At 66.1% G+C, this 25,003-nt stretch carries 29 protein-coding genes; 1 reads left to right on the top strand and 28 read right to left on the bottom strand.

Annotation, left to right across the window (positions count from 1 at the left end):
• Positions 1–6: 6 nt before the first annotated feature.
• The 27 genes from DFR49_RS16250 to DFR49_RS16120 all read right to left on the bottom strand — a co-directional run bounded on the left by DFR49_RS16250 (position 7) and on the right by DFR49_RS16120 (position 23,965).
• A complete protein-coding gene (locus DFR49_RS16250) occupies positions 7–240 on the bottom strand; it encodes a DUF2274 domain-containing protein (RefSeq protein WP_119036735.1) in 234 nt (77 codons plus the stop codon).
• Positions 237–1,523: a TraB/TrbI/VirB10 family type IV secretion system protein gene (locus DFR49_RS16245; protein ID WP_119036734.1), complete on the bottom strand. Its 1,287-nt coding sequence runs from the start codon at positions 1,521–1,523 to the stop codon at positions 237–239. The genes DFR49_RS16250 and DFR49_RS16245 overlap by 4 nt, the downstream gene beginning before the upstream one ends.
• Positions 1,520–2,542: a P-type conjugative transfer protein TrbG gene (trbG, locus tag DFR49_RS16240; RefSeq protein WP_119037253.1), complete on the bottom strand. Its 1,023-nt coding sequence runs from the start codon at positions 2,540–2,542 to the stop codon at positions 1,520–1,522. Before trbG ends, DFR49_RS16245 begins: the two co-directional genes overlap by 4 nt.
• Positions 2,543–2,544: 2 nt before the next feature.
• A complete protein-coding gene (trbF, locus tag DFR49_RS16235) occupies positions 2,545–3,228 on the bottom strand; it encodes a conjugal transfer protein TrbF (protein WP_119036733.1) in 684 nt (227 codons plus the stop codon).
• Positions 3,229–3,232: 4 nt separating this feature from the next.
• Positions 3,233–4,612 (bottom strand): P-type conjugative transfer protein TrbL, encoded by a 1,380-nt coding sequence (gene trbL / locus DFR49_RS16230; protein ID WP_119036732.1) that lies wholly within the window; start codon positions 4,610–4,612, stop codon positions 3,233–3,235.
• 1 nt (position 4,613) lies between these two features.
• Positions 4,614–5,006 (bottom strand): putative entry exclusion protein TrbK-alt, encoded by a 393-nt coding sequence (trbK-alt, locus tag DFR49_RS16225; protein WP_119036731.1) that lies wholly within the window; start codon positions 5,004–5,006, stop codon positions 4,614–4,616.
• 40 nt (positions 5,007–5,046) lie between these two features.
• Positions 5,047–5,766 carry a P-type conjugative transfer protein TrbJ gene (trbJ, locus tag DFR49_RS16220; protein ID WP_119036730.1) on the bottom strand — a complete coding sequence of 240 codons (720 nt, stop codon included), beginning with the start codon at positions 5,764–5,766 and terminating at the stop codon, positions 5,047–5,049.
• Positions 5,763–8,198, bottom strand: coding sequence for a conjugal transfer protein TrbE (gene trbE, locus DFR49_RS16215; protein WP_119036729.1), 2,436 nt, complete (start codon positions 8,196–8,198; stop codon positions 5,763–5,765). The genes trbJ and trbE overlap by 4 nt, the downstream gene beginning before the upstream one ends.
• Before the next feature lie 11 nt (positions 8,199–8,209).
• A complete protein-coding gene (locus DFR49_RS16210; protein ID WP_119036728.1) occupies positions 8,210–8,479 on the bottom strand; it encodes a VirB3 family type IV secretion system protein in 270 nt (89 codons plus the stop codon).
• The gene (locus tag DFR49_RS16205) at positions 8,479–8,790 is read right to left on the bottom strand and encodes a TrbC/VirB2 family type IV secretion system protein (RefSeq protein WP_119037252.1); all 312 of its coding nucleotides are present in this window, start codon (positions 8,788–8,790) and stop codon (positions 8,479–8,481) included. The genes DFR49_RS16210 and DFR49_RS16205 overlap by 1 nt, the downstream gene beginning before the upstream one ends.
• A gap of 47 nt (positions 8,791–8,837) precedes the next feature.
• The gene (trbB, locus tag DFR49_RS16200) at positions 8,838–9,809 is read right to left on the bottom strand and encodes a P-type conjugative transfer ATPase TrbB (RefSeq protein ID WP_119036727.1); all 972 of its coding nucleotides are present in this window, start codon (positions 9,807–9,809) and stop codon (positions 8,838–8,840) included.
• A 188-nt stretch (positions 9,810–9,997) separates the two neighbouring features.
• Positions 9,998–10,435 (bottom strand): CopG family transcriptional regulator, encoded by a 438-nt coding sequence (locus DFR49_RS16195; protein WP_119036726.1) that lies wholly within the window; start codon positions 10,433–10,435, stop codon positions 9,998–10,000.
• A gap of 15 nt (positions 10,436–10,450) precedes the next feature.
• Positions 10,451–12,469, bottom strand: coding sequence for a conjugal transfer protein TraG (locus DFR49_RS16190; RefSeq protein ID WP_119036725.1), 2,019 nt, complete (start codon positions 12,467–12,469; stop codon positions 10,451–10,453).
• A gap of 153 nt (positions 12,470–12,622) precedes the next feature.
• On the bottom strand, positions 12,623–15,085 hold the full coding sequence (locus tag DFR49_RS16185; protein WP_119036724.1) for a S8 family peptidase: 2,463 nt from the start codon (positions 15,083–15,085) through the stop codon (positions 12,623–12,625).
• A 13-nt stretch (positions 15,086–15,098) separates the two neighbouring features.
• Positions 15,099–16,082 carry an AAA family ATPase gene (locus tag DFR49_RS16180; RefSeq protein ID WP_119036723.1) on the bottom strand — a complete coding sequence of 328 codons (984 nt, stop codon included), beginning with the start codon at positions 16,080–16,082 and terminating at the stop codon, positions 15,099–15,101.
• 168 nt (positions 16,083–16,250) lie between these two features.
• Positions 16,251–18,005 (bottom strand): relaxase/mobilization nuclease domain-containing protein, encoded by a 1,755-nt coding sequence (locus DFR49_RS16175; RefSeq protein WP_119036722.1) that lies wholly within the window; start codon positions 18,003–18,005, stop codon positions 16,251–16,253.
• A gap of 253 nt (positions 18,006–18,258) precedes the next feature.
• Positions 18,259–18,783 (bottom strand): lytic transglycosylase domain-containing protein, encoded by a 525-nt coding sequence (locus tag DFR49_RS16170; RefSeq protein WP_425454965.1) that lies wholly within the window; start codon positions 18,781–18,783, stop codon positions 18,259–18,261.
• Between the two features lie 205 nt (positions 18,784–18,988).
• Complete coding sequence (locus DFR49_RS16165) at positions 18,989–19,324, bottom strand: DUF736 domain-containing protein (protein WP_119036720.1); 336 nt, start codon at positions 19,322–19,324, stop codon at positions 18,989–18,991.
• A gap of 35 nt (positions 19,325–19,359) precedes the next feature.
• Complete coding sequence (locus DFR49_RS16160) at positions 19,360–19,875, bottom strand: S26 family signal peptidase (RefSeq protein ID WP_119036719.1); 516 nt, start codon at positions 19,873–19,875, stop codon at positions 19,360–19,362.
• Positions 19,872–20,351 carry a DUF2840 domain-containing protein gene (locus DFR49_RS16155; RefSeq protein ID WP_119036718.1) on the bottom strand — a complete coding sequence of 160 codons (480 nt, stop codon included), beginning with the start codon at positions 20,349–20,351 and terminating at the stop codon, positions 19,872–19,874. Before DFR49_RS16155 ends, DFR49_RS16160 begins: the two co-directional genes overlap by 4 nt.
• Positions 20,348–20,605, bottom strand: a complete 258-nt coding sequence (locus DFR49_RS16150) for a ribbon-helix-helix protein (protein ID WP_119036717.1) — start codon at positions 20,603–20,605, stop codon at positions 20,348–20,350. Before DFR49_RS16150 ends, DFR49_RS16155 begins: the two co-directional genes overlap by 4 nt.
• Positions 20,602–21,240 carry a ParA family partition ATPase gene (gene parA, locus DFR49_RS16145; RefSeq protein ID WP_119036716.1) on the bottom strand — a complete coding sequence of 213 codons (639 nt, stop codon included), beginning with the start codon at positions 21,238–21,240 and terminating at the stop codon, positions 20,602–20,604. Before parA ends, DFR49_RS16150 begins: the two co-directional genes overlap by 4 nt.
• Positions 21,237–22,352 carry a replication initiator protein A gene (locus DFR49_RS16140; protein ID WP_119036715.1) on the bottom strand — a complete coding sequence of 372 codons (1,116 nt, stop codon included), beginning with the start codon at positions 22,350–22,352 and terminating at the stop codon, positions 21,237–21,239. Before DFR49_RS16140 ends, parA begins: the two co-directional genes overlap by 4 nt.
• A gap of 8 nt (positions 22,353–22,360) precedes the next feature.
• Positions 22,361–22,648, bottom strand: a complete 288-nt coding sequence (locus DFR49_RS16135) for a helix-turn-helix transcriptional regulator (RefSeq protein WP_119036714.1) — start codon at positions 22,646–22,648, stop codon at positions 22,361–22,363.
• Positions 22,649–22,761: 113 nt separating this feature from the next.
• Positions 22,762–23,256, bottom strand: a complete 495-nt coding sequence (locus DFR49_RS16130; protein WP_119036713.1) for a DNA -binding domain-containing protein — start codon at positions 23,254–23,256, stop codon at positions 22,762–22,764.
• 88 nt (positions 23,257–23,344) lie between these two features.
• Entirely contained in the window at positions 23,345–23,542 is a 198-nt protein-coding gene (locus DFR49_RS16125) for a transcriptional regulator domain-containing protein (RefSeq protein ID WP_119036712.1), read from the bottom strand.
• 144 nt (positions 23,543–23,686) lie between these two features.
• Positions 23,687–23,965, bottom strand: coding sequence for a DNA -binding domain-containing protein (locus DFR49_RS16120; RefSeq protein ID WP_119036711.1), 279 nt, complete (start codon positions 23,963–23,965; stop codon positions 23,687–23,689).
• A gap of 146 nt (positions 23,966–24,111) precedes the next feature.
• Here DFR49_RS16120 and DFR49_RS16115 point away from each other — a divergent pair, with 146 nt between their 5' ends.
• The gene (locus tag DFR49_RS16115) at positions 24,112–24,330 is read left to right on the top strand and encodes a helix-turn-helix domain-containing protein (RefSeq protein ID WP_119036710.1); all 219 of its coding nucleotides are present in this window, start codon (positions 24,112–24,114) and stop codon (positions 24,328–24,330) included.
• Positions 24,331–24,427: 97 nt separating this feature from the next.
• Here the strand turns inward: DFR49_RS16115 and DFR49_RS22045 are convergent, their stop codons facing one another.
• Positions 24,428–24,598 (bottom strand): hypothetical protein, encoded by a 171-nt coding sequence (locus DFR49_RS22045; protein ID WP_170151036.1) that lies wholly within the window; start codon positions 24,596–24,598, stop codon positions 24,428–24,430.
• Positions 24,599–25,003 lie beyond the last annotated feature (405 nt).

The following is a 25,003-nucleotide window of genomic DNA, read 5'->3' as shown; positions in this document are numbered from 1 at the left end:
CTCCCTTTACGACTCAGCCGCCGCCCGCCTTAATTTGAGGAACGCACGGTCTGTGGCCATGAACCGGGCGATCATCGGCGCCACCAGTTTTGCGGGTTCGATCGATCCGGCGCTTTCCCCGTTCTCGTGCGCCAGTATCTCGGCATATCGCGTGAGATCCCTGAAGGTGGCGGCGGGCAGTTCGACCGTGATCTTCACTGGACGATCTTCGGTCAGCAGGCCCAGCTTGAGTTTCGTCATCGTGCTGTCCTCCACGGCGCGAGCACCAAATCGCGAGACACGAGCACACGGACCGGATAGCCGGGCCGGATGGTGAGCGTAGGCTGGATGTTGAGCTGGCGGCGGACAATCTCCTGCCCGGCCTGGTTGAACGTATCCTGCCCACCGTCGCGGATGGCGCGGGCGATGTCGTCGTCAGAGTCCGATCCCATTTCCGCACCGATGCTGAGCAGGGTCGAGAGCGCGGCGGCGCGCGCGATCCCGCCCCAATGCTGGTTCACCCGGTCTTCAAGGCCAGCATAGCCCGCTGCGTCACCCGCCGGCAGACGGTCGAGCGTGATCGAGCGGCCATCGGGCAGGATTAGCCGGCTCCAGGCCAGCAGCACGCGGCGCTGGCCATGGGCGACCTGGCTGTCATAGTCGCCGATTAGTCGAGATCCCTGCGGGATTAGCAATATCCGTCCGGTCGGGCTGTCATAGACATTCTGGGTCACCTGGGCCGTGACCTGCCCCGGCAGGTCGGAACTGATGCCGGTGATGAGGGCGGCCGCGATGATGTTGCCGGCCTGGACGACATGGGGCGAGACCGGGTCGGTCAGACGCCCGGCATTGAGCGTGCGGCTCTCCGGCCCGCGTTCGACAAACTCCTGTTTGGACCTCTGCATGTTCGGGCCGTCGGGTGGGACCGGCGCTGGCGGAACGGCGGCGGCATTGAGCGCGGCGAGGTTGAGGCCGGCAAGTGCGGGCTCAGCCGAACCCTGCCCAGCAGGCGCCGCGCCACTCTGGCCGCCAAGGAACAGCCGGCTCGCCATGGCCACCTCGCGTTCCTGCACGGCGCGCTGGCGGGCCTGTTCTTCAGGTGTCGGGCCGGTGGTCGGCTGTCCAGCGCCTCCGCCGACCGGGGGAATCGGCACGTTCTTCCCGCGTTGCTGGGCCGACAGGATCGGGCCCCCCAGGTCGCCAGGGAGCGGTGCGCCCAAAGGGGGGATGCCCGGAAGCGCGGCATAGTCCTGCGGTCCGCTCGTCACGCGTTCGGTCACGGCGCGATTGTCGGTGTTGTAGAGTTCGGCGGGCGCATCGCCGTCGCGGCCCTGGAGCGCGAACGTCAGCGCGCCGCCGACCGCGAGCGCGCCGACCGCGCCGATGCCGGTGATGACTTTGCGCGACAGGCGCATCACGCGCGGCACCTCGCCGCGCAGGCGAAACCCGGCGGGATCTGCGGGTGCAAGCGGTGCTGGTTCGGCGGGTGTCGACGCCGCGAGGGACGGGCGCCCCTGTTCCGGTGCTTCGGGTTCCACGCTCATCGCCGGTTCCCACCCCGTTGACGGGCATCGTCGCGGACGATGCGCACGGTCTGCTGGGGATGCTCACCCAGACGCAGTTCGGCGGCGGCGAACAGCCGGTCGACCACGATATAGCGCTCGCGCACCCGATAGTTGACCAGCTCGCCGCCGCCATTGGGACCGATCACGAACAAGGGCGGCATTTCGCCCTGGCCGATCCCGGCCGGAAACTCGATGAACACCTGGGCGCTGTCGTCGAACGCGCGGACCGGGCGCCACGGCGCATTATCGCCTTCGATGCGGTAGCGGAAGTTGAGCCGCGCGACATCAACCCCGGTGGCGACCGGCGCCGATCCCGCCGCTGTCGTATTCTGGCCGCGCAATGCGATCAGCCGGTCCTGCGGATAATGCCACGACACCGACGCCATCCACGTGCGCTGCGTGCCGCGTAGCTCAAGATGATAGGTGCGCCGGTCGGTGTTGATGACGAGATTTGTGGTGAGGTCGGGCCGGGTCGGCTTGACCAGGATATGCACCCGGCTGCTCGCGCCTGCGCCACTTATCGTGTCGCCGATGATCCAGCGCACGGTGTCGCCGGCTGCGACCGGACCCGGACCGACGAGTTGCTCGCCTTCCTGAAGGGCGATGTCCGTCACCTGTCCGGGGGCGGTATAGACCTGATAGAGCGCCCCCTCGGTCCAGGGGTAAAGCTGGATGGCGTTGATGAACCCGTCGCGCACCGGCTGCACACGCGCGGCGGCGTTGGCCTGACTGACACGGGCGGAGGGATCGGCCGGTTCAGGCGGACTGCGGCGTTCCTCGACCGGCATCAACTGGCCGGGCAGCGGCAGCGGTTCGGCTAGGGTGACGATCTCGACCGAGGCCGGCGCCTCGGGTGTGAGTGTCGCCGCGATGGCTGGCGCATCATCATAGCTGATCGCGGAGGGCTTCGCCGATGTAGTGGCGCAGCCCGCCAGCGTGGATGCGGAGATCAGCAAAGCCGGAATTACGGATTTACGGAAATACGCCCTTTGGATCATGTTCATTGGCCCAGCTCCTTCGACCAGTTGATCGCCGTGACGAACACGCCCAGCGGATTCTTGCGCAGCCGCTCGGGATTGCGCGGCGGCTGAATGGCGATGGTGAGGATGGCCGACCAGCGTTCGGTGCCGGCCAGTTGGCCGTCCTGATAGCGACGCTCGGTCCAGGCGATGCGGAAACTGTTCGGAGACGCGCGGATCACGCTGGAGACGTCGATCGCGACCTGGACCCTGCCGACATTGGCGAACGGGTCGTTGGTGCGGGCATAGTCGTTGAGCGCCAGCGCGCCGCGATCCGTGGTGAAGTCATACGCGCGCAGCCAGTTCTGACGGACGACGACCGGGTCGGCCGGGACACTGCGGACCTGCTCGACGAAACGCGCGAGATGGAAGGCGATTTGCGGGTCGCTGGGCCGGTAGCCGGCCTCGGCGGGCGCTACGGTCTGGGCTTCGCCAAGTTTGTCGACCTCGACAACCCAGGGGACGATCGTGCCGCGCGCGCCCTGAACGATCAGACCGGCGGCGAGACCGCCCGAGAGGACGAGCGTGCCCAAAAAGGCGAGCCGCCAGTTCTTCGCTTGCACGCGCGCCGAGCCTATACGGTCATCCCAGGCTTGGGCTGCGCGCTGGTAGGGCGTCTCGGGTTCGGGGGTCTTGCCATAGCGGGTCGAGGGGCGTCGGAACATGGGGCTAATCCTTCTGGCTAAGATCGACCGAGGCGCCGCCGCCGCCGCGGTCGCCGGAGCGCACGGCATGGGTCGTGGCCGAGACGCCCGCCTTCATGGCTTGGCTACGCTTCATCGCCTTCGCCCAGGCCGGCGGGCCGCCAGCAGCGGATGATCCTGCGGCGGCCAGGCTCGCATCAGCGGACGCGGGCGCGGCCCCTCCGGTGATCGTGCCGCCGGTCGCGGTGAACCCGGCGCGCGCGCCTGACGTGAAACTGGATTTCATGGCGCCGCCGGCCTTGGCGGCGACCTTCTTCAACGGGGATGCGGCCGCATTGACCGCCCCGCCGACCGCCGCTTGGCCTACGGCGGACATACCGCCCGCGACCGCGCTGCCGCCGCTCTTGCCGAGCGAGCCGAGACTGTAGGCGCTGGCGGCCGCGCCCGAGGCATGAGCGCCACCGCGTGCGGCGGCCGCACCGGCCTTGACGCCGCCGCCGATGGTGGAGGCCGCGCCGCCCATCGCCATACGCGCGCCCATGCCGCCCGCCATCGCCGCGCCGCCGACCGCGAGTGCGGTCCCAACCGCCGCGCCCGCGCCGAGCTGGGGCGCGCCGGAAACCAGCCCGGTGGCGATGCCGGGGCCGAAGATGCCAAGACCGAGCAACGCCAGGGCCGCGAGCGTGACGGACATGGCTTCCTCGGCGGTGGGTGTTCCGCTGAACGCGGTCGTGAACTCGGCGAACAGGCCGGTGCCGATGCCGACAATGACCGCGAGCACCAGAACCTTGACGCCGGACGCCACGACATTGCCCAGCACCTTTTCGGCGAGGAAGGCGGTCTTGTTGAACAGGGCGAACGGCAGCAGCACGAAGCCGGCCAGCGTCACCAGCTTGAACTCGATCAGGGTGACGAAGAGCTGCACCGACAGGATGAAGAAGGCGATGAGAATGATCACCCAGGCGATCAGCAGCACCGCGATCTGGATGAAGTTGGCGAAGAAGCTGCGGAACCCCATCAGATCGCCGATGGCGTCGAGCAGCGGTTCGCCCGCATCGAACCCGGTGGCGGCGACGCTGCCGGGCTTCATGAAATCGGCGAGGCTGATGCTGGCGCCGCTGGCCTTCAGGCCCAGCCCGGCGAAGCTGTCGAACACGATCCCGGCGAGCGCGGAGAAATTGCCGATGACGAAGGCGAAGAAGCCGACATAAAGCACCTTCTTGACCAGCCGGTGCATGACGTCCTCGTCGGCGCCCCAGGCCCAGAACAGGCCGGCGAGCGTGATGTCGATGACGATCAGGGTGGTGGTGAGGAAGGCGATCTCGCCGCCAAGCAGTCCGAACCCGCTGTCGATGTAGCTGTTGAAGGTGTCGAGGAAGCGGTTGATGACGCCGACGTCGTTCATGTCAGCGGCCCAACTCGGATGCAGACGTGGCCGCCTTGTCGGCGGCAATGGCGGGTATTTCGGTCAAGGGGTCCGTGACCGGCTCGCTGGAAGGCTCGGCATCAAGCCCGTTGTCCGGCGCACTCATGGCTGTTGCGGTATCGGTCTGTCGGTCGGCAGGGTCGCGGCCGAGGAAACGGCGGCGATGATCTTCCCACGCCGCCTCGCAACCGGCGTCGGGCATGGTCAGGGTGCGGCAGCGGTCCAGCTCGGCGCGCAGCGGATCGGCGCCGATCGCCTCGATCCGCGGCGGGGCCTTCTCCGCCGGCCGGTCATCGACGGCGATGACGATGGCGGTGGCCAGCAATATGCCCGCGGCCAGCGCCACGCCTGCGATCTTCGCGCTGCGGCTCATTCCCATTCTCCCTTTCCGGCCGATGCCTGGCCGCGTCCGATCAGTTGCCGCTGCGCGTCATGAAGCGGCGGAACTGCTCGCGCCCTTGCGCTTCGGTGGCGGCGTCGCGGGCGGATTCGAGCGACTGGGCACGTCCCTGCGCCGCGAGAAGCGCCGTGAGGTCCGCGATCTGCTGGGATTGCAGGGCGAGAAGCTGGTTGCCGGCCTGCGCCGCCTGCAACGCCCCGGATGCCGATTGACTGGCGCCGACGATGTTCGACATGGCGGTGCGCGTGCCGTCGATATTGCCGACCACGCCAGCCTGGACCTTCAACGCATCCTCGAACCCGGCGACGCTGGTTTCCCAGCGGTCCTGCGCGCCGTCGATCAGCGCCTGGTCGGACGCATTGAGGTCGATGTTGCGATAGCGGGTCGAGAACGCCTGTTCGATCTGTTGGACGTCATAGGCGATGCGCTGCGCCTGGCCGAGAAGCTGCTGGGTCTGGGCGACCTGCGCCTGTAGTTGCTGGAGCGAGGAGAATGGCAGGCTGGCGAGGTTTTTCGCCTCGTTGACCAGAGACGACGCCTCGTTCTGGAGGGACTGGATCTGGTTGTTGATCTGCTGGAGCGAGCGGGCGGCGGTCAGCACATTCTGGGCGTAGTTGGTGGGATCATAGACGATCCCGCCGAAGAACTGGGCGTTGGCAGGGGCCGATGCGCCGGCGATGGCGATCATGGCGACGCCGGCGATCATCGCATGGCGCAATTGGAAACGGGTCATGGCTCACTCTCCTGGTCTGCGGGGGAAAGAAGATCGGCGGCCCAGTCCAGGCCGCGGGTGCGCAGCCAGGCGGCGGCGAAGCCGTCGCGGCCATGTTCGGCGAGCAGTTCGGCGATGCGCGCCTGATCGGTCTTCGACGAGGCGGCGGTGAAGGCGAGCGCCACATCGCCCAGCCCCAGGTCGAACAGCCGGTTGCCGCGCCGCGACTGGCAGTAATAATCCCGCTTGGGGGTGGCGCGGCTGAGGATTTCGATCTGGCGGTCGTTCAGCCCGAAACGCCGGTAGATGCCGGTGATCTGCGGTTCGACCGCGCGTTCATTGGGCAGGAAGATGCGCGTAGGGCAGGATTCGACGATGGCCGGCGCGATCGTGCTGGTCTCGATATCGGCGAGGCTCTGGGTGGCGAAGATGACGCTGGCGTTCTTCTTCCTGAGCGTCTTCAGCCATTCCTTGAGCTGCTGGGCGAAGGCGGGCGAGTCCAACACCAACCAGCCTTCGTCGATGATGATCAGGGTCGGCGATCCGTCGAGCCGGCCTTCGATCCGGTGGAACAGATAAGAGAGCACGGCGGGCGCGGCGCCGGTGCCGGTCAGCCCTTCGGTCTCGAACGCCTGGACATCGGCGTCGCCCAGATGTTCGGATTCCGCATCGAGCAACTGGCCATAAGGCCCGCCGACACAGTATGGGCCGAGCGCCTGTTTCAACTGCTGCTGCTGGAGGAGGACGGCGAGGCCCGTCAGCGTGCGTTCGGAAACGGGCGCACTGGCGAGCGATCCGAGCGCCGACCAGAGATACTCTTTCACCTGGGGATCGACCGTCACACCCTCGGCGGTCAGGATGGCGGCAAGCCATTCTGACGCCCAGTTACGTTCGGCAGGGTCGTCGATGCGGGCAAGCGGTTGCAGGAACACACTGCCCGCCGCCCCATCGAACAAGCTTCCCCCGAGATCCTGCCAGTCGCCGCCCATCGCCAGCGACGCCACGCGGATCGAACCGCCAAAGTCGAAGGCGAACACCTGGCCGGATTGATAGCGGCGGAACTGCATGGCGATCAGGGCCAGCAGCACCGATTTTCCGGCGCCGGTCGGCCCGACGATCAGGGTGTGTCCGACGTCGCCGACATGGAGCGAAAACCGGAATGGCGTCGATCCTTCGGTCTTGGCGAAGAGCAGGGGCGGCGCGTCGAAATGCTCATCGTGCTCCGGCCCGGCCCAGACTGCCGACAGCGGGATCATATGCGCCAGGTTCAAGGTGCTGATCGGCGGCTGCCGGACATTGGCGTAAACATGGCCGGGCAAGCTGCCCATCCAGGCTTCAATCGCGTTGACGCCCTCGGCGATGCAGGTGAAATCCCGGCCCTGGATGACCTTCTCGACCAGCCGGAGCTTCTCGGCGGCAATGCCGGGATCGGTATCCCAGACGGTCACGGTGGCGGTGACATAGGCTTGTCCGACATCGTCAGCGCCCAGTTCCTGCAACGCCGCGTCCGCATCGGCGGCCTTGTTCGACGCATCGGAGTCCAGCAGCGTCGATGCCTCATTGGTCATCACCTCGCGCAGGATCGCGGCGACGCTCTTCCTCTTGGAGAACCATTGCCGCCTGATCTTCGTCAACAGCTTGGTGGCGTCGGTCTTGTCGAGCATCACCGCGCGCGTCGCCCAGCGATAGGGAAAGGCCAGCCGGTTCAGTTCGTCGAGCAGGCCCGGCCAGGTCATCGACGGAAAGCCGGTGATGGTCAGCGTGCGTAAATGATGATCGCCCAGGCGTGGTTCGAGACCGCCGGTCAGCGGTTCATCGGCCAGCAGCGCGTCGAGGTGCATCGGGGTCTCGGGCACACGGACGCGCTGACGGCGGGTCGAGATCGTCGAGTGCAGATAGGTCAGGGTTTCGTCCGACTGGAGCCAGCGAACCTCGGGTACGAACCCGTCGACCAGTTGCAGCACCCGGTCGGTGCGATCGGCGAAGCCGCCGACCAGCTCCCAGGGGTCGACGCCATTCTTGGCGCGGCCCTCGTAGAGCCAACTTTCCGCACGCGCGGCGTCTTCGGCGGGCGGCATCCACAGCAGGGTCAGGTAATAGCCGCTCTCATAGTGGCTGCCCTGTTCCTCGAACTGCGCGCGCCGTTCGCGATCGACGAGCGCGGAGGCGACGTCGGGAAAATCACTCTCGGGATAGCCGCCCGCCGGCACGCGCTGCGCCTCGACGAAGATCGCCCAGCCCGATCCGAGCCGGCGCAGGGCGTTGTTCAGCCGCGAGGTGACGGCGACCAGTTCGGCGGGCGTCGCCGAGTCCAGATCGGGACCGCGAAACTTCGCCGTCCGTTGGAAACTACCGTCCTTGTTCAGGACGATCCCTTCGGCGACCAGCGCGGCCCAGGGCAGGAAGTCGGCCAGATGGCTGGCGCGATTGCGATATTCGGTGAGGTTCATCATGGGGGCGAGCCTCAGACGCGCAGATAGGCGGGATAGCGGAGGTGGCGGCGGGCGACGTCGGGGAACTGCGCGTCGCGCTTGGCCGCCCACACCGCCGCCAGATGGCCGATCAGCCACAGCACGCCGCCGGCGATCCAGAGCTGGAGGCCGACGCCGATCGCGGCGGCCAATGTGCCGTTGGCGATAGCGACGGCGCGCGGGGCGCCGCCGAGCAGGATCGGCTCGGTCAGCGCCCGGTGCACCGGGGCGTAGAAGCCCGCGACTTCGCCATCCTCCAGCATCAGATCAGCGCCCCGCCGCCGAAGCTGAAGAACGACAGGAAGAAGCTCGACGCCGCGAAGGCGATCGACAGACCGAACACGATCTGGATCAGCTTGCGAAAGCCGCCGCCGGAATCGCCAAAGGCGAGCGTCAGGCCGGTGACGATGATCACAATCACGGCGATGATCTTCGCCACCGGCCCTTCGATCGATTCGAGGATGGACTGGAGAGGGGCTTCCCAGGGCATCGACGAACCGGAGGCGCGCGCCGGGGCCGACAGGGTCACAGCCACGACGCACGCCAATGCGCCAGCGGCGACCTGCTGGCGCATATGCGAGACGGCGGCGATCGGCCGCCGCAAGCTCGGGATAGGAACGATCATGAGGCTTCTCCTGCTGAGAATGCGACCGGAACGGCCGGCACGGAAACGGGCAAAGGGCATGGGAGCTGGGTGAGCGCGTAGTCGCCGCTCGGACCGAGGCCATCGACGCGAGCCAGTTCGGCCAGGCGGCGTTCCGATCCGCGTCCCGCCAGCACCGCCACCATGTCGATCGTCTCGCCAATCAGCGCACGCGGTACGGTCACGACCGCTTCTTGGATGAGCTGTTCCATGCGGCGCAGCGCGCCCAGCGCGGAGCCAGCGTGGATGGTGCCGACGCCGCCGGGATGGCCAGTGCCCCAGGCTTTGAGGAGATCGAGCGCCTCGGCACCGCGCACCTCGCCGATGGGGATGCGGTCGGGGCGCAGGCGCAGCGAGGACCGCACCAGATCCGAAAGCGAGGCGACGCCGTCTTTGGTCCTGAGCGCCACGAGATTGGGCGAGGCGCATTGCAGCTCGCGGGTGTCTTCGATCAGAACGACGCGATCCGAAGTCTTGGCGACTTCGGCCAGCAGCGCATTGGTGAGCGTGGTCTTGCCGGTCGAAGTACCGCCCGCCACCAGGATATTGCAGCGATCGACCACGCCCTTGCGCAGCACCGCCGCTTGGAGGCGGGACATAATCCCCGCTTCAGCATAATCGTCGAGGGTGAAGATCGCGACGGCGGGCTTGCGGATCGCAAAGGCGGGCGCAGCGACGACGGGTGGGATCAGTCCTTCGAACCGCTCGCCGGTCTCGGGCAGTTCGGCCGACACGCGCGGGCTGCGCGCATGGACGTCGACGCCGACATGATGCGCGACCAGACGGATGATGCGCTCGCCGTCGGCAGGAGACAGTCGCTCGCCCGTGTCGGCAAGGCCTTCACCGAGCCGGTCGACCCAGAGGCGCCCGTCGGGATTGAGCATGACTTCGACGATGGCCGGGTCGGCGAGCCAGGCGGCGATCGACGGGCCGAGCGCGGTGCGCAGCATACGCGCGCCGCGAGAATCCGCCTCCGATCCCACCTGTTGATGCTGCACGACTTGTCCCCTGCAAAGACCGCCGGGCGACGCGCGCAGCGATCGGGGACGAGTAAGAGAGACACAAAGCCGGCAATCGCAACACTAAAATCAAGGCGTCGTGCGATGGCGTGCAAATAGAAACGATCGGCGGGTTTGGCTTATTTGTCGAAATTCTCAGTAACGTGCTCTGGCGTAGCTTTCATATCTTCGGACAGTTCACGGGCCAGGCTCGCGCCGGTCTCCATGCGCCGGCCGAGCGACTCGACGAACCCGCGATAGCGTTCCCGGCCGCTGGCCTGGGCGGCGGCGAACGCGGTATCCGGCAAGGGCGGGGTCGTGGTCAGCCAGAAGCGGACGAACAGCGCCATCGCCTCGTTCGAGATCCCGACATGATGTTCGAGCCGGTCGGCCTGGCGCGACAGCCGATCAAGACGACGGCCAATCGCTGCCTCCAGCCGTTCGGACCCATCGGGCGAGAGGAACGACAGCAGCGCCGCCTCTACGATCTGGGTCTGGGCAACGCGCTTCCTCGCCGCATAATCGGCCAGCCGACCGGACAGATCGGCGGGCAGACGAAATGTGTGTTTGATGCGCATGGCGGTTCCTTCGTCTCAGAGCTGGATGCCGTCGCCGGGGTCGAGGCTGGCCTGCCGCGCGAGGCGCTGCATCCGGCGCTGGATCGCGGCGTCGTTGTCGGTCGCCTCCGTATCGTCGAACGCGAACTCCGGCGTGGGCGCGGGGCTTTCGCGCACCACTTCCTCATGATCGGGCAGGCCTGGCTCGCGCCGGATATTGGCGTTGGCGGTGTCGCTCTGGCTCGCGGCTGTAGGCTTGGCCGGTTTACCGGGGTTGCGGCTCGATCCGTCGGCGGATGCCGGGTCCGCGAGAACGGGGCGGGGCGGCGCTGCCAATGCCGTCCAATCGTCCGGGCGGGGTGCGGTCGTGGATCGCTGGGTTTTGGGCGCGGGCAACAGGCGTGCGGTGAAGCGCCGGTCGGTGAAGTAGCGCGCCTTCTTTGCGCGCACCGGCGGCAAGCCGGCGATCATGACGATTTCATCGTCGGGCGGAAGCTGCATGATCTCGCCCGGCGTCATGAGCTGGCGAGCGGTTTCCGAACGCGACACCATCAGATGGCCGAGCCAGGGCGAAAGCCGGTGCCCGGCATAGTTCTTCATCGCCCGCATCTCGGTGGCCGTTCCCAGCGCGTCGGACACCCGTTTGGCGGTGCGTTCGTCATTGGTCGCGAACGACACCCGCACATGGCAATTGTCGAGAATGGCGTTGTTCGGCCCGTAGGCCTTCTCGATCTGGTTGAGCGATTGGGCGATCAGGAACGCCTTCATTCCGTAGCCCGCCATGAACGCCAGCGCGCTCTCGAAGAAGTCGAGCCGTCCCAGCGCCGGAAACTCGTCGAGCATCAGTAGCATGCGGTGCCGCCCGTCCTTCGCCTTCAAGTCTTCGGTCAGCCTGCGGCCGATCTGGTTGAGGATCAGGCGGATCAGCGGCTTGGTTCGGCTGATGTCGCTGGGCGGCACCACCAGATAGAGCGAGACCGGATGGGCGCCGTCGACCAGATCGGCGATGCGCCAGTCGCATTGCCGGGTGACGGCCGCGACGACGGGATCGCGATAGAGGCCAAGGAAGGACATGGCGGTCGATAGCACGCCCGACCGTTCATTCTCCGATTTATTGAGCAGCTCGCGCGCGGCTGAGGCGACAACGGGATGGACGCCGGCCTCGCCAAGATGCGGGGTCAGCATCATCGCCTTCAGCGTCGTCTCCATCGGCCGCTTGGGGTCCGACAGGAAGTTGGCGACGCCGGCCAGCGTCTTGTCGGGTTCGGCGTAGAGGACGTGCAGGATCGTGCCGACCAACAGCGCGTGGCTGGTTTTTTCCCAATGGTTGCGTTTCTCAAGGCTGCCTTCGGGGTCGACCAGGACGTCGGCGACATTTTGGACGTCGCGCACTTCCCATTCGCCGCGCCGGACTTCGAGCAGCGGGTTGTAGGCGGCCGAAGCCGCATTGGTCGGATCGAACAGCAGCACCTTGCCGAACCGGGCGCGAAAGCCCGCGGTCAGGCCCCAGTTCTCGCCCTTGATGTCGTGAACGATGGCCGATCCCGGCCAGGTCAGCAGCGAGGGCACCACCAGGCCGACGCCCTTGCCGCTGCGGGTTGGCGCGAAGCAGAGCACATGTTCGGGACCGTCATGGCGCAGATATTCACGCGCGAACCGGCCCAGCACCACGCCGTCATCGCCGAGCAGGCCGGCGCCGCGGATTTCCTTGACGGTCGCCCAGCGCGCGGTGCCGAAGGTCTCGGCGTTGCGGATCTCTCTCGCGCGCCACACCGACATGCCGATGGCGACGATGATCGACAGGAAGCCGCCCGATACCGCGATATAGGCGCCGCGCTGGAAGATATCCGGCGCGTAGGCGTCGAAGGAGAACCACCACCAGAAGAAGGCGAGCGGTGGATAGATCGGCACGTCGAACGCCGTGAACCAGGGCGGGCCGAGCTGGGGTTGGTGCCCCAGCGCCACTGCGGTCCATTGGGTCGCGGACCAGACCGACGCCAGCACGATTGCGAACACCACGAGGATCTGGCCCCAGAGGATTTTGGTGGCGGACACGGCCCTTCCTTCCCGGCAAATGCCTTCAAGGTCGGGAGCCGGTGGCCGGTTCTACAAGGGGTCTCGGGCACGCGTCGCAGGAACGGCGGCTATGGCGTGCAAAGACAGGGAGTGGCGGAGCGGTCTGTAGTCAGTCCCGGCAGTCTGAAACAGCTAGGCTGCTGGGATCGGGACAGCAATCTGATTGGCGATGGCGGTATAGAGGTCGATGTTGGCCTCGGGTGCGCGGATCGACACGCACAGCGCATAGCGTGCTGATCGGTCCCACCGCTGGAGCGCGGGTTTCTCCTTCCACCAACCGCTCACCGGAAAGACGCCGATCGCGTCGCGTTCCGCCAGGGCCGCGGCGCTACCGCGCCAGATGTCGCTATGGATCGAGCCGCGGTCGCGGATCGTACCCAACACCCATGAGTCGCCGCCGGCTCCGCCCCCAACAGCGCCGGACTCTTCGTCCTGAGCGGCCTTGTTGATGCGCTGCCGGAACGCCTCCAAGCCTTCGAGCGATCGTTTCACCGCGAAGCGGAGATTGTGCGAAGCGTAGCGATGCCGCCGCGTCCAGCCGCGCTCACCGGGATTGGGCTCGACGAAGTAAGACAGGGTGATCCGCAGCTCGACGTCCAGATCGCCGAGCGCGGCCAGTTCGGCGCGCGGCCAGGGAAGCCGATGCAGGTTCATGTCGCGCGTCTTGATCGCCGAACCGTCCTTGCGGAACGGCAACAGGGCGTCCTCGACCATCAGCGTCGCGTCGTTCGCCGCGCTCATCAGCGCCCGGTCGAGATCGGGCACGCCCCAACCATAACGGCGCAGCATCGCCAATTTTTGGGCCTGCGAGCCGGCCGCGTCGAACCGCTGGCGCATCGCGGGCGTCCATTCGGCGGAATGCACGATCAGCGCGCGTACCGTCTCCGGCCAGAGCGTCGGCCGCGCGGTCATGACGCCAGCGGCGAGGTTTGCGCCGAGCGCAGCCGCGCCGCTGGTGTCGCCGAACGCCTCAAACAGGCGCATGTTCGGGCGATAGTGGGTGGTGAGGAGCTGAAGGTCGTCGATCGCCGAGGCCGGGTTGGCGCCGTCATGCGCGAAGTTGCCGCCCTCGAAGACGACATCCGGGCGGATCGGCCATTGCCGATCCCAGATGGCAGATGTCCGGCTCGCCGGTGAGAGGTCGCCGGCCGGAGCGACAGGCGTCCATCCGTCATAGTCGGGATGGGTAATGGTGATCTTGTCGGTGCTGGCTCCGACCACGAGCGGATTCCAGGCTTGCGCCGGGCTCTCTACCTCTTCGAGGTCGTTGCGGTCGGGATACTCGGCCGGATGGATATCGCCGCGCACGTTGCCCGCAGCAAGGACCATCAGCCGCCGTCTGTCACCGCCGCCATAGCAAAGCTGGTCCACCGACGAGGACCAGGATGATGGCCGTCCGCGGCCCAAGCCGACGTTGCTGGTGACGGCCATGCAGAATACCCGGCGGCGACGCGGGGCATGATCTTCTGCGCGGGCGATGCCGGTCGCGGTGATCGCGCCGTAAAGTCTAGGCTCGTTCTGTCCCGTCGGCGGCAGGATTTTCACCGTTTCGAGGCGATGGCCGAGCGCCACTGGCTCGCCGTGGGAAAGGGCAGTTTCAAGATCGCCATAGAGCGCGATGCCGGCCATCGACGTACCGTGGCCGTTCCAATAGACGCTGTCGCCGACACCCCAAGCGTTCTCGTAGCTATGTTGATCGGCCGCATCGAGCCCCGGTGCGATGAGGGGGTGGGCCTGCGTCGCTCCGCTGTCGAGAATGCAGACCGCCGGCGCCAAGGGCGACGGTTGCGTGATCCGGTCAACCAGATCGTTCGCCCAATCGGCCTGATCGACCGTGCGCATTTCTAGAAAAAGCGATGGCGTGTCCTTGGCCAGGCGCAGTTCGGCGACGGCATCGGAATTGCGGAGCAGCCGATCCATCGTCACTTCATCCGCGAGGGCGAGCGCGACATCGCGCTCTGGGAAACTGATGACGTGCTCCTTGATCGCGACTTCGAGCTTGGCGGCGACGGACTGGAAGATATCGAGGCCGCCATCCCGCAGCCAGACTTCCCACCAGACTGGGCGACCATCGGCGGGAAAATACTGAGCGTCATCGGTGAACAAGGAGCGGGCGACGGCGACCCGGATGTCGTCGATCCGCGCGATTAGGGCCTCGTTCTTGGGCTTGCCGGTCCGCGTCTGCTCGTCGCGATAGGCCTCGATCTTCTTGACGAAGAAATCGGCAGCGGTTTCGGGGACGAACACCGTAGCCGAGACCATTTCGTCGCCTTCGACCGTGGGCCGCACGGCGACAAGCTCGATGGCCTTGGGTTTGTTTTCCAGGGCTTCGACCGCGCCGCGCTCCGCGATCGGGATATCGAATTCCAGATAGAAGCCCGGCTTGCCTTCGGCGACGCCGTCTTCCCGTTCGGCGATACGCTGACGACCAGCGGCGAGCGCCGTTCCGATCGCGAGTTCAAGACGTGCAGCGTGTGCGGCGCGGACCCGCGCCGGGGGAAGGCCGCTAATCACCAGACGGGGTGACGTGTAAGCCTCGTTTTGGCCGCCGCCTTCGACATGGAAATGGGGGCGATCGCGGGGAGGTACAGCCATTGGGACTCTATGCTTAGAGGATCGCCGCGCGCCGCTCCGTCAGGGCGGTCAGCAGCGTTGCGGTCGTCACACCGTCATGGTCGTCCAGAACGGCGACCTTGGCCGCCTCGTCGGCCGCCCTGGCGACTTCGGCCTGGGAGAGATGCGCGGCAGAATCGAGCACGGAAGTCCATTCAATCGACTTGAGATCAAACGTCGCAAGCCGGGCTTCGATAATCCCCTGCACAACGGACGGATCAGGCAAGTCATAAGTGATGACATCGTCGAACCGGCGGTAGAGCGCCTTATCGAGCAGCTCGGGGTGGTTGGTGGCCGCGATGATCAGGCTCGGACCATCATCATTCTCCAGAAACTGGAGGAATGAATTGAGCACCCGGCGGATTTCGCCCACGTCGTTCGGCCCGGCGCGTTGGGCGCCGATCGCGTCGAACTCATCGAAGAAATAGACGCCGCGCTGCATCGCGACGGCGTCAAAGACGAGACGCAGCCGCGTGGCGGTCTCGCCCATGAGTTTGCCGATCAACCCGTCATAGAGGACGGTGAAAAGGGGCAGCTTCAACTCGCCCGCCAAGGCCGCCGCAGTCATGGTCTTGCCCGCGCCAGGCGGACCCACAAGCAACAGCTTGCGGCGGGGAGAGAGGCCACGCGCGCGCAGCCGCTCCTGCTGGCGCTGCTCGCGCAGCACGCGGGCCAGTCGATCCTGTAACTCGGGCTTAAGCACCATACTGGACAGGCGGATGTCGGAATAGCGGGCTTCGAGAAGGCCGACGAGCTCGCCCTTCGGCTGCGCCATCGGCACCGGGCCGGCCCCGCGCCGGGCCACCGTCGAGCTTTTGCCCTTGGCGGCGTCGACCAGTTCGCGCAGCTCCTGGGCAAGCTTCCCATGACCCTGCCTCGCCTCATGCGCGGCAAGCTGCGTTGCCACGGAGAGGAAGCGATCTTCGTCTCCATCTATATGGCTTTGCAGCAGTGCAACGATGTGGCGCGCGGTCGTCATAGGTCAGTTCAATATCCCAGCCTCAGGTTCGGAGAACTTTTCGAGAATCTAGCGTCGGCGATTCGCCGTGTAACGCGAATTCGTACAATGGGTCGTTACCAACCCCATTGGCATTCACCAACACTGCATTTTGACCGCATCGCCATGCAAGGGTCTGATCGTCGGCAATCAAAGCCCCAACCCACGCTGTTTCCCAAAACTCCAGTCCACCCCGCCGCTCGGCGTCATCGTTCCGGAGATGTGTTTGCCCAGCTGCGGATCGAGCGCCGGCCGCCACGGCACGAGCTGGAAGCCGAGCCCATCATCCATCATCGCAAACCGGCCCGACGCCAGCGTGAGGCGCTGGCGGTAGATGCCGGTCACATGATCGCCGGGAACCGACGGCCTGTGTGGAAGGCCGGTCTCGGCGGCGATCCGGGCGGTGGCGCCGTCCAGTTCGCGCTGCTTCAGCGTGTCGATCAGATTACGAGCGAAGATGAAGCGCTGGCCCTGGCGCCGCGCCAATCCTTCATCAACGAGATGATCGGCGCGGGCAGCGAGTGCGGTCGCCACCGATGCACCAAACCCGCCGCCCAGCGGGGGCGGATCGCGCGCGATCAAATGGCGGTCGAGCCAGGTCGCGCCCTCGGCCGTGACCTGCCGATCCAGCGGGAGGTCGGAGCGGGTGGCGAGCGAATGCCGTTGCTGGCCCTTGTTGTCCGCCCAGGACCGCAGTTCGACGATCGCACCGGGCCGCGCGTCCCCCGTCATATCGATATCGCTGTACCGCAGATGATGGGTGCGCCCGTCCACGCCTTCGACGACGGCGTAGGCCGTGCCCGCCAGTTCGTCATGCAGGCCGCGTTCGACCAGGCGGCCCAGCACGGGATCAGCGACCTGTTCGTCATGGATGGCGAAGGACGCGATATCGGGCGCGCCGACGCCGCGCGACATTGCCGTGTGCATGGTCTTGATGATGTCGCCACGGATCGACAGTGCCCGCAAGGTTTCTTCGCCGCCGGGCTTCAGCGTCCATGACGCGGGGCCGATAGGATCGGCGAGACCGAGCCGTTCGAGCTTCTGCACCCGGCCAACCAGCAGGCGTCGTTCTTCCGGATCGTGCAAACCGCTTTCGGGACGAAGATCGACGATGCCGCCATGATGGTCGGCGATGCCGCGCAAGGTCCGATCCAGGCCGGTCCATCGTTCCGCATCCACGTCCTTGCGCAACGCCGCCTGGATCTCACGCTCGCTGCGCGGGCCGAGTTCGAGCGTGACGCGATCCTCGGCTCGCCCCCGGAATCCCTCGCGCACATAGTTGCGGCTGATGACAAGATCACCGCCGTCATCGGCGCGGCCGCGCACCAGCACATGGATATGCGGATTGTCGGTGTTCCAGTGATCGACGGCCACCCAGTCGAGCGATGTGCCGAGATCGCGCTGGGCGTCGGTCATCAGTTCGCGGGTGAAGGCGCGCAGGTCCTGCATTTCGCCGGCGTCCTCGGGCGAGACGATGAACCGGAAATGGTGCCGGTCGTCTTCGCAGCGCGCGGCGAAGGCTTCGCCATCGACCCGGTCAGTGCCGGCATCAAACATCTGGGCAGGCGCGCCATCGCAGGTGACGCCCTCGCGCTCCAGATAAGCCACATGCCGGGCGATCGGCGCGGCCCGGAACTTCGTCCCGGCGTGACGCACGACGCGCATCTTGACGATGACGCGGCGCATGTCGGGCCGTCGGGCGCGACTGGACCCTGCGGCATTGCCGCGACCGAAGCGCGATCCTCCGCCGCCTTTCCGGGCCGATCCAAAGCCGCGTCCGGTGTGTCCGGCCTTCTTGGCGGCGCGCATCACCTGACCGACGAACGACTTGGCCTGCTTGCCTTGGCTGGCGCCGTCGCCTGGCCGTCCTGGGCGGACCCTGAAATCGTCGTCGCGGGCGCTCATCGGACGCGGATTCCGGGTCGAATGGCGGCTGCCATACGCGCGCGGATTGATTTTAGGTCGTTTTCTGAAAGCGCGGCTGGCAGGCTCATTTTGGGAGCCGACAAGAAAAGCACGCAGAACCAACCACATGGACCCCGGTAGACGGCGGTCCTTTTATCTGGCCATGCCTCCCTGCTTCTCCCCAAATTCCAACGGCTTCCGACCGCCTGTATCCGTTTGCACCCTATGATGCGACAGGGCACGCCAGCCCGCGTCATGACGGTTCCCGTCCGGAAAGAGGGATGAACAAGCGGTCGGGATGCTCTTCGGGCGCAACAGCCTGTGCGGCCGTTTCGTCATCCGGCGGCGTCTCGGTTGTGGCTCGCGGTGCGCCATGGGTATCCGCCGCGCGCATGGCGAATAGCGGCGCGCGCGTCCACTCCAGTGGATCGGAGGGTGCGATATTTGCGCGCCCAGGCTGCGATCCGCCGACCATCGGGGCGAGCATCGCGAGGTAGGCGCGGGTCTCTCGGGGGAGCGGTCGGCCGGTTGCGAGATGCTGTTCATAGCGCCCCGGTCCCGCATTATAGGCGGCGAGAAATCCGGGCGAGCCGAAGCGGTCATGTAGCTCGCGAAGGTAGGCCGTGCCCGCGATGATGTTGTCGCGGACATAATAGGGGTCGTCGCCGAGACCATGCCGGGCGCGCAGATAGGTCCAGGTGTCGGGCATGATCTGCATCAGGCCCATCGCGCCGGCACGGGAGACGGCGCGCACGTCGCCCGCACTTTCGGCGCGCATCACCGCCCATATCCACGCCTGCGGAATGCCGAAACGCCGTGACGCCTCGGCGACATGGCGGGCGACAGGATCGACGGATTCTGAAGTGCTGGTTTGCGCAGCGGCGGGATCGGGAAAGACCATCGCCGGCGCGCTCGCTATGATGGCGAGCCACGCCAGCGACAGCGCCCGGCCGCGCATGGAACGGCGACGCGGGCGCAACCGATCAGCTCCGGTCTTCGCGCGGTCGAGGGCGGTTCCACGACAGATTGAATGTCGTGCCGTCGTTATCGGCGCGGAACAGATTGGCGCGCAAAGGCGGGCCTGCGAAGATCGCACTGTCGATCTCGATCGACACATAGTCGCCGGCCTTCTCGCCGACTCGCTTCCATCCCGCGCCGATCTCCGGGCCGGCTTCTTCGTCGAGATGGACACGGTAGTCTGGGGCGTTCTCGGCGTCGTTCGGTTCGGCGGGAACGATGATAACGGCTTCGTCGATACCGAACATCCGAATGCGGCCCGAATAGCCGTTCGCGGTGGGTTTGAAGGTGCCTGCGTACATTGCCAATCTCCTTTGTGCTGGCAGGGGGAAAGCGATCAGGAAGGTGCCCGCGTGCGCAGCGGCGTCGCGCGACCGATCACGGACGATGCGGGCAGCGGCCCGAAATAGCGGCCGTCCAGGCTGTCGCTGCGGTCCGCGTTCATGAAGAAAATCTCGTCGAGCGCGACGACACGGCACCCTTCCCAGACGGGCAGCGGTCGATGCAGCCGATCCCGTTCCCGCGCAGTTCCGAACGGCTTTCCGTCGATGGTGATGGCGACGCCGCTGCGGCATACATTCTGGCCCGGCAGCGCCGCGACCGGCTTGATCAGCGGCACGCCGAGCGGCAGATAACCGCCCGCCGCCAGGAGCCTGGCGACGTCGTCCGGCGGCGTCACGACGGCGAGATCGCGGACGCGCAGATCATGGGCCGGCCGGACGGTGTAGAAGCCGATCGGCACGCTGGCCGAGGCGTTCCAGATCAGCTTCGGCGGCGGATTGATCCACATCGATATCGCGACGACGTTGACGGCCACGACCATCGTCACCAGCGTTCCCCAGCGCAATCTCATTGCAATGCTTCCTTGCGGGCGAGCCAGGCGTGATGACGCTCCAGCGTGTAGGGGCGCGGGCTTTCCTGCGCCGCGAGACGATTGTGGACGTGTCGCCAATGGTCGGGCGCGGCGTCGGCGGGATCGATGTCCAGCGCGTCCACGGCGTCGATCGCCTCGAACACGCGCTGGACCTTGGGCCAGCCATTGACGCGCAACAGAACCTCGCCCCCGGGGGTGACGCCCGGCACGGTCTGATAGGGTTCGCCCGGAGAGACGGCGCGCAGGATGTCGATGCGCGACACCAGCGTGCCGAAGTCGTTGGACGCCCAACGGACGTAGGCGAACACGCTGTCCGGCGCGAAGGCGATGCGGCGGCGCCGGCGGTCGAGAATCTGATCCTCGACTAGGCAGCCGAAACGTATCCAGCGTTCGATGCGCCGCTCGATCCACAGCAGATCGACGCGCGTGCGGTCGTCACGGTTGGCGGCGCTCATGACGTGGTTTCCCTGTCATCGGGATATTCGCGGTGGAGCAATTCGCGCAGCATGTCGGCGACCGAAACGCCGCGCTGGAGCGCCGCGAGTTTGAGGCGTCGCCGCAAATGGGGCGTCACGTCGATCGTCAGTCTGGCGCTGTTGACGGGCGGCGACGGGGTGGTTGGTGGTGTGGCGTCCTCTGGCCCCGCAATCCACGCCTCGGCCGCAGCGGGCCGGGACGCGAAGCCTGTCCTGGGCGTGCGCGCCGTCATGATTTGATCGCCTCGATTTCGGCCGCCAGCGCGGCGATCTCACGCGCTGCGGCGCTGTCGGGATCGATCTCCGACACAAGCCGCCCGGTCTGCATGGCGTCGGCGAAGACGACGCGCTGGCCGACATGACGGGTGAGCAGCGGCGGATCATGGTCGGCGAGGCTGTTGGCGGTGGCGCGGGCGATCAGCGTGCGCGCCGGGTAGCGGTTGAGCAGGAAGCGCGCGTCAATCTCGGGCTTGAAGATGCGCGCCTGGTCGATCAGCTTCAGCATCTCGGCCGACGCCCAGCCGTCGAGCGGCGATGGCTGCACCGGGATCAGCGCGAGATCGCAGGCGAACAGCGCCGAACGCAGCAAGGTGGCGACACGCGGCGGCCCGTCGATAACGACATGATCCATGCCGCGCGCCAGCTCGGCCGCCTCGATGTGCAGGGTGTCGCGGGCAAGGCCGATCACGCCGAACAGCCGGGGCAGCCCTTCGGCGGCGCGTTGCTGCGACCAGTCGAGCGCAGAACCTTGGGAGTCGGCGTCGATCAGCAGGACGCGGCGCCCTTGGCTCGCCCATTGTCCGGCGAGGTGCAGCGCGAGCGTCGTCTTGCCGACGCCGCCCTTCTGGTTGAGGAGCGCGACGATCATGAGCGGCGCTCCGGCCCGTTTCGCGGTCCCGTCGCCGGTCCACGATCTACCGAGCGAAAAGCTGACTTATCCCCGGCGCCGCGCGCCTCTACCTTATCTTTAGATTCTGATTTAGAGTCTTTAGAGTCACGGATTTCGGAACCAGACCAAAGGTTTAACTGCGATCCGTGCGTTCGAAGTACCGATAATATTGCGTTCGAAGTGCCGATAGCGGTTGCGTCCGAAGTACCGATACGAGAATTCCGGCGCGGCGAGTTATCCACAGGCCGCCAACCGATCTCGATGACGCTGGGACGCATCACCAGCAGCACGTTGGAACCGCTCCCCGGTTCCAGTTCGAGGATGTAGCCGGGGAGCGGCTGACGCCGGACGATGCCGCGAATATGAAGTGCGAAATCGGAGAAGCGCGACTGGCTGGCGCTCTTGGCGTGGAGGTGGCGCAGCTCGAAGCGCCAGCCATTGGGCTGGCGGCCGGCATGTTTGCGCGCGATCCTGTAGAGCCAGCGTTCGATACCGCCGCTCAGGCGGAAATAGCCGGGGTCGATCGCGAGAACGAGGCGGCGATCGAGAACGCCCTGATAGAACCAGTCGGGCAGCACGAATTCCATGCCTTCGATCCGCCCGGTGCGTGTGGTCAGTTCCTCCCACTCGTTGATCCAGGAGAATTGCTGGCGTCGCCAATGCTCGCCGTGGCGGATGGTGGTGCGAACAACGGTCGATTGCAGGCGGCTCAGCGCACCTTTCAGCAGCAGATAATTACGCGCGCCGGTGCCGCGCCCGATTGCGATGAGGAGCTGATAGGGCGTGAATCGGAAGAAGCGCGATGTCGGCACCCCGCGATCGTCGGCGGCAAGAAGCTGGCTCGCCGCCCAGATCAGGATGTCGGCGTCCCAGATGGTCGCCAGACCATGTTCGGGGACGGCATAGACCTGCACCTCCGTCTCGCCGGATTTGTAGAGGATTGGCGCGATGCGGCGGGCCTTGGCGAGCGAGAAGAAGGGGCGCTCCATGAGGTCGCGCTGGTCGCGCGGCGGGACACTCTCACCCAGCGCCTCGAACGGATCGAGCCGCGCGCGTTCACTCATTCCCAGCGGGCGGCGATTACCGGCCATGTCGAGGGTCAGCGTCCGCTGGCCGAGGACATTTCCTCGGGCGTGAGGGGGCGTGCGGCGAAGACTGTCCCGGTGCCCGGATCAGAGGTTGAGCTGCGCAGGCCGCGATCGGCCCATTTGCGCAGATCATCGACACGGTAGACGATGCGGCCGCCAAGTTTGCGATAGGTCGGGCCGGTCCCGTAGGTCCGGTGCTTTTCGAGGGTGCGCGGCGAAAGTCCGAGAAACCTCCCGGCATCCGGCGTGCGCAGAAACTGCGATGGGGGGAGCGCGGCGAAGTCGGTATTCGGGTGCATGAACAAGCCTTCCGAGCATCTTGGCGGACGGCGGTGGCCGTCAGCGGGTCGGAGGACAGGTTGGCGAAGCGCGACAGCGTGAGGGGAGTGTCGACTTTAAGGGGGTATAATTATTACGGCTTTCGCCGAGGCCGGCGCGGCGGCGGCGACAACAACTGGAAATAGCCTCCAGCCAGCAATGCGCGTGCCTTGGCGAGCAGACGCCGCAGTCTGGAGCGGTGCTCGGTCGCCAGCCATGTCCGCCGATCACGGGCGCTGGTTTTAAGGATGGCCTGCGCCATCTCACGCTCGGTGGCGCCGCTATGTTCGGCGTCGAGCAGCCGTATCGCGAGGATGAGCTGGCCGCGCGCATAGTCGCTGAGCGGCATGGGTTCCGAGCCAGGCTTCAGCCCCTTCAGGGTCCGCCAGAGACGCATCGCGGCGGCAGCCCGGTCGTCATAAACAAGATCGAGCGGCAGGGTCACGGCCATCGTGCCGGTGTCGTAGCCGTCGAGCCATAGCCGGTGGAGCGCATTCGGCCCGATGATGCTGGCGTCCTGACTTGCCACACCGCGATGAACGATCCCCGCAGCCAGCAGCTCGTCCGGATCGAGCGGATAGACCGTCATCTCCGGCCGGACAGCCTGGATATGCAATACGGTCGGTAGAACCTCCGGGGTCCAGAAAATGAATTGTCGTTTGAAGTCTATTTTCGGGTCAGCACCGAAATCGTAACCCCCAGCGTTTGACGAACCGCTCGATCACAACGGGATCTGGCGGTTTCATGCGCTGGATGCGCCGGTATTCACGGCAATAGTCCTGATTACGTCGAACAATCTCCCAGGCGAAACCGGCGCGGTCATAGTGTTGCAGGGGCCGATATTCCGCCGGAGAGCGCCAGTCTGTCTTGTGCATTGCGCCACCTCCCAAAAGGGCCGCGCTTCATGCGTCGCGGCACAAGGGCGGAAGCTTCGCGTGTGACGTGTATTTGACCAGCCGGGCAGCGGTCATGACGCTATCACCAAAGGAGATGGCGGAACCGGCGCAATGGTAGCCGGTTCAGTTCGGCGGCCCCCCGCGCAGCAAGTGTTTGTAGCCGGATTTGGCCAACCAGTGCGCGCGTGCGAGATGCGTGGTCCATGCTGCGCGCGCGCGATCCGGCTCCTTGTCGGGATCGATGTGCAGGATGACGCGAGCAACTTCGGTCCAGTCCGCGTCATCACTCTCGGCATCCAGCAGGCGAAGATAGGTGATGAGATGATCTTCGTCATAGGGGGTGAGAACGGCGGAATCAGGGGCCGTATCCATGACATCGGGGTCGAGCGGTGGTGTTTTCATGGGCATCTCCCTAGCCCCAAAGTCAATACGCTCAACAATACGACTCGGCTCCCTAGCGTTCGATCGTGAAACGCTGCGCGTCGCTCTCGCGGAATACATCTTATAGGGGATAAACCCGATAGTGTGTATCGTCCAGCGTGGCACGCATGGATATGCGTCGGCTTGTGGGCCTGAACTTTGCGAGACTGAGACGGGAGAAAGGTTTCACCCAGGAGCGTTATGCCGAGATTTCGGGCGTCACCCAGCAATATGTGAGCGATCTGGAGCGCGGACTGCGCAATCCAACCGTGGTCACGCTCTTTCATCTGGCGTCGGCGCTTGGCGCAAAGCCTGTCGATCTGGTCGCCGAGATCGAGGAAGGTTAGCTGTAACTTTCAGGCGTGAACATCGGCCAATATCGCAGCGGGCGCCGACAGAGGCGCCAACCTTGCCGACTGAGCTCCAGGCAGATTATTTGTCGCATCAGACGAAAGGATCGACCTCGCGGATGACGCTCTCGGGATCGCCGTCCCATTCGGTAGCCGGCATGGCGCCGAACATGCCGTTCTCGGCGCGAAATACGATAATGCAGACCATGAGACTGCGCGCGAGGCTCCAGGCATAGGCTTGGGCGGTTTTCAGGGAGTTGGACATTTTCGGCTCCTGTCTCAGAGGCGGGGACCATCCCCGCTCGACAGGCTCCCGAAGTGTCGGGCGCATGGCCGCGATCACCGCACAGGCGCAGCCTGAAGGCCGCACGCGCAGCGTAAGCGGACCCTTTACGGGTTGATGGCGTCAGGCCATGCGCCGGACCAAGGAATGAGCCTCAAAGAGCGGGGTGGCTCCCCGGCGGTCAGGAGCTGCTTGACCTGCCGCACCTGACCGCCGTTGCCGGACCCTGGCCTCTCGGGCACGCGCGAGCGCTCCCAACCAGCGTTGAGCCGACATTTTCAGGTTTGATGCGTCGGCTGCCGAATGGGGCGGCGACCCCGGTTGTCGACCAGAGGCCGAACTACGGGACGTGAGGAGGAGACGGTTCGCACAGGGAAGTCAGCGGCG

Source organism: Hephaestia caeni (genome assembly GCF_003550065.1).
GTDB lineage: Bacteria > Pseudomonadota > Alphaproteobacteria > Sphingomonadales > Sphingomonadaceae > Sphingomonas > Sphingomonas caeni_A.
This window is presented reverse-complemented; position numbering and strand designations above follow the sequence as displayed.

Bases quoted from the DNA above. Each gene is read 5' to 3' on its own strand.
- DFR49_RS16130 (WP_119036713.1), bottom strand. From the start codon at position 23,256: ATGACGGTCTATCCGCTCGATCCGGACGAGCTGCTGGCTGCGGGGATC.
- DFR49_RS16250 (WP_119036735.1), bottom strand. From the start codon at position 240: ATGACGAAACTCAAGCTGGGCCTGCTGACCGAAGATCGTCCAGTGAAG.
- DFR49_RS16195 (WP_119036726.1), bottom strand. From the start codon at position 10,435: ATGCGCATCAAACACACATTTCGTCTGCCCGCCGATCTGTCCGGTCGG.
- trbB (WP_119036727.1), bottom strand. From the start codon at position 9,809: ATGCTGCGCACCGCGCTCGGCCCGTCGATCGCCGCCTGGCTCGCCGAC.
- trbG (WP_119037253.1), bottom strand. From the start codon at position 2,542: ATGATCCAAAGGGCGTATTTCCGTAAATCCGTAATTCCGGCTTTGCTG.
- parA (WP_119036716.1), bottom strand. From the start codon at position 21,240: ATGATCGTCGCGCTCCTCAACCAGAAGGGCGGCGTCGGCAAGACGACG.
- DFR49_RS16175 (WP_119036722.1), bottom strand. From the start codon at position 18,005: ATGAGCGCCCGCGACGACGATTTCAGGGTCCGCCCAGGACGGCCAGGC.
- DFR49_RS16185 (WP_119036724.1), bottom strand. From the start codon at position 15,085: ATGGCTGTACCTCCCCGCGATCGCCCCCATTTCCATGTCGAAGGCGGC.
- DFR49_RS16125 (WP_119036712.1), bottom strand. From the start codon at position 23,542: ATGCACAAGACAGACTGGCGCTCTCCGGCGGAATATCGGCCCCTGCAA.
- DFR49_RS16205 (WP_119037252.1), bottom strand. From the start codon at position 8,790: ATGCGCCAGCAGGTCGCCGCTGGCGCATTGGCGTGCGTCGTGGCTGTG.
- DFR49_RS16170 (WP_425454965.1), bottom strand. From the start codon at position 18,783: ATGCGCGCCGAAAGTGCGGGCGACGTGCGCGCCGTCTCCCGTGCCGGC.
- DFR49_RS16165 (WP_119036720.1), bottom strand. From the start codon at position 19,324: ATGTACGCAGGCACCTTCAAACCCACCGCGAACGGCTATTCGGGCCGC.
- DFR49_RS16120 (WP_119036711.1), bottom strand. From the start codon at position 23,965: ATGAAAACACCACCGCTCGACCCCGATGTCATGGATACGGCCCCTGAT.
- DFR49_RS22045 (WP_170151036.1), bottom strand. From the start codon at position 24,598: ATGTCCAACTCCCTGAAAACCGCCCAAGCCTATGCCTGGAGCCTCGCG.
- DFR49_RS16140 (WP_119036715.1), bottom strand. From the start codon at position 22,352: ATGGCCGGTAATCGCCGCCCGCTGGGAATGAGTGAACGCGCGCGGCTC.
- DFR49_RS16160 (WP_119036719.1), bottom strand. From the start codon at position 19,875: ATGAGATTGCGCTGGGGAACGCTGGTGACGATGGTCGTGGCCGTCAAC.
- trbF (WP_119036733.1), bottom strand. From the start codon at position 3,228: ATGTTCCGACGCCCCTCGACCCGCTATGGCAAGACCCCCGAACCCGAG.
- DFR49_RS16245 (WP_119036734.1), bottom strand. From the start codon at position 1,523: ATGAGCGTGGAACCCGAAGCACCGGAACAGGGGCGCCCGTCCCTCGCG.
- trbE (WP_119036729.1), bottom strand. From the start codon at position 8,198: ATGATGAACCTCACCGAATATCGCAATCGCGCCAGCCATCTGGCCGAC.
- DFR49_RS16115 (WP_119036710.1), top strand. From the start codon at position 24,112: ATGGATATGCGTCGGCTTGTGGGCCTGAACTTTGCGAGACTGAGACGG.
- trbJ (WP_119036730.1), bottom strand. From the start codon at position 5,766: ATGACCCGTTTCCAATTGCGCCATGCGATGATCGCCGGCGTCGCCATG.
- trbL (WP_119036732.1), bottom strand. From the start codon at position 4,612: ATGAACGACGTCGGCGTCATCAACCGCTTCCTCGACACCTTCAACAGC.
- trbK-alt (WP_119036731.1), bottom strand. From the start codon at position 5,006: ATGAGCCGCAGCGCGAAGATCGCAGGCGTGGCGCTGGCCGCGGGCATA.
- DFR49_RS16210 (WP_119036728.1), bottom strand. From the start codon at position 8,479: ATGCTGGAGGATGGCGAAGTCGCGGGCTTCTACGCCCCGGTGCACCGG.
- DFR49_RS16150 (WP_119036717.1), bottom strand. From the start codon at position 20,605: ATGACGGCGCGCACGCCCAGGACAGGCTTCGCGTCCCGGCCCGCTGCG.
- DFR49_RS16180 (WP_119036723.1), bottom strand. From the start codon at position 16,082: ATGACGACCGCGCGCCACATCGTTGCACTGCTGCAAAGCCATATAGAT.
- DFR49_RS16135 (WP_119036714.1), bottom strand. From the start codon at position 22,648: ATGCACCCGAATACCGACTTCGCCGCGCTCCCCCCATCGCAGTTTCTG.
- DFR49_RS16155 (WP_119036718.1), bottom strand. From the start codon at position 20,351: ATGAGCGCCGCCAACCGTGACGACCGCACGCGCGTCGATCTGCTGTGG.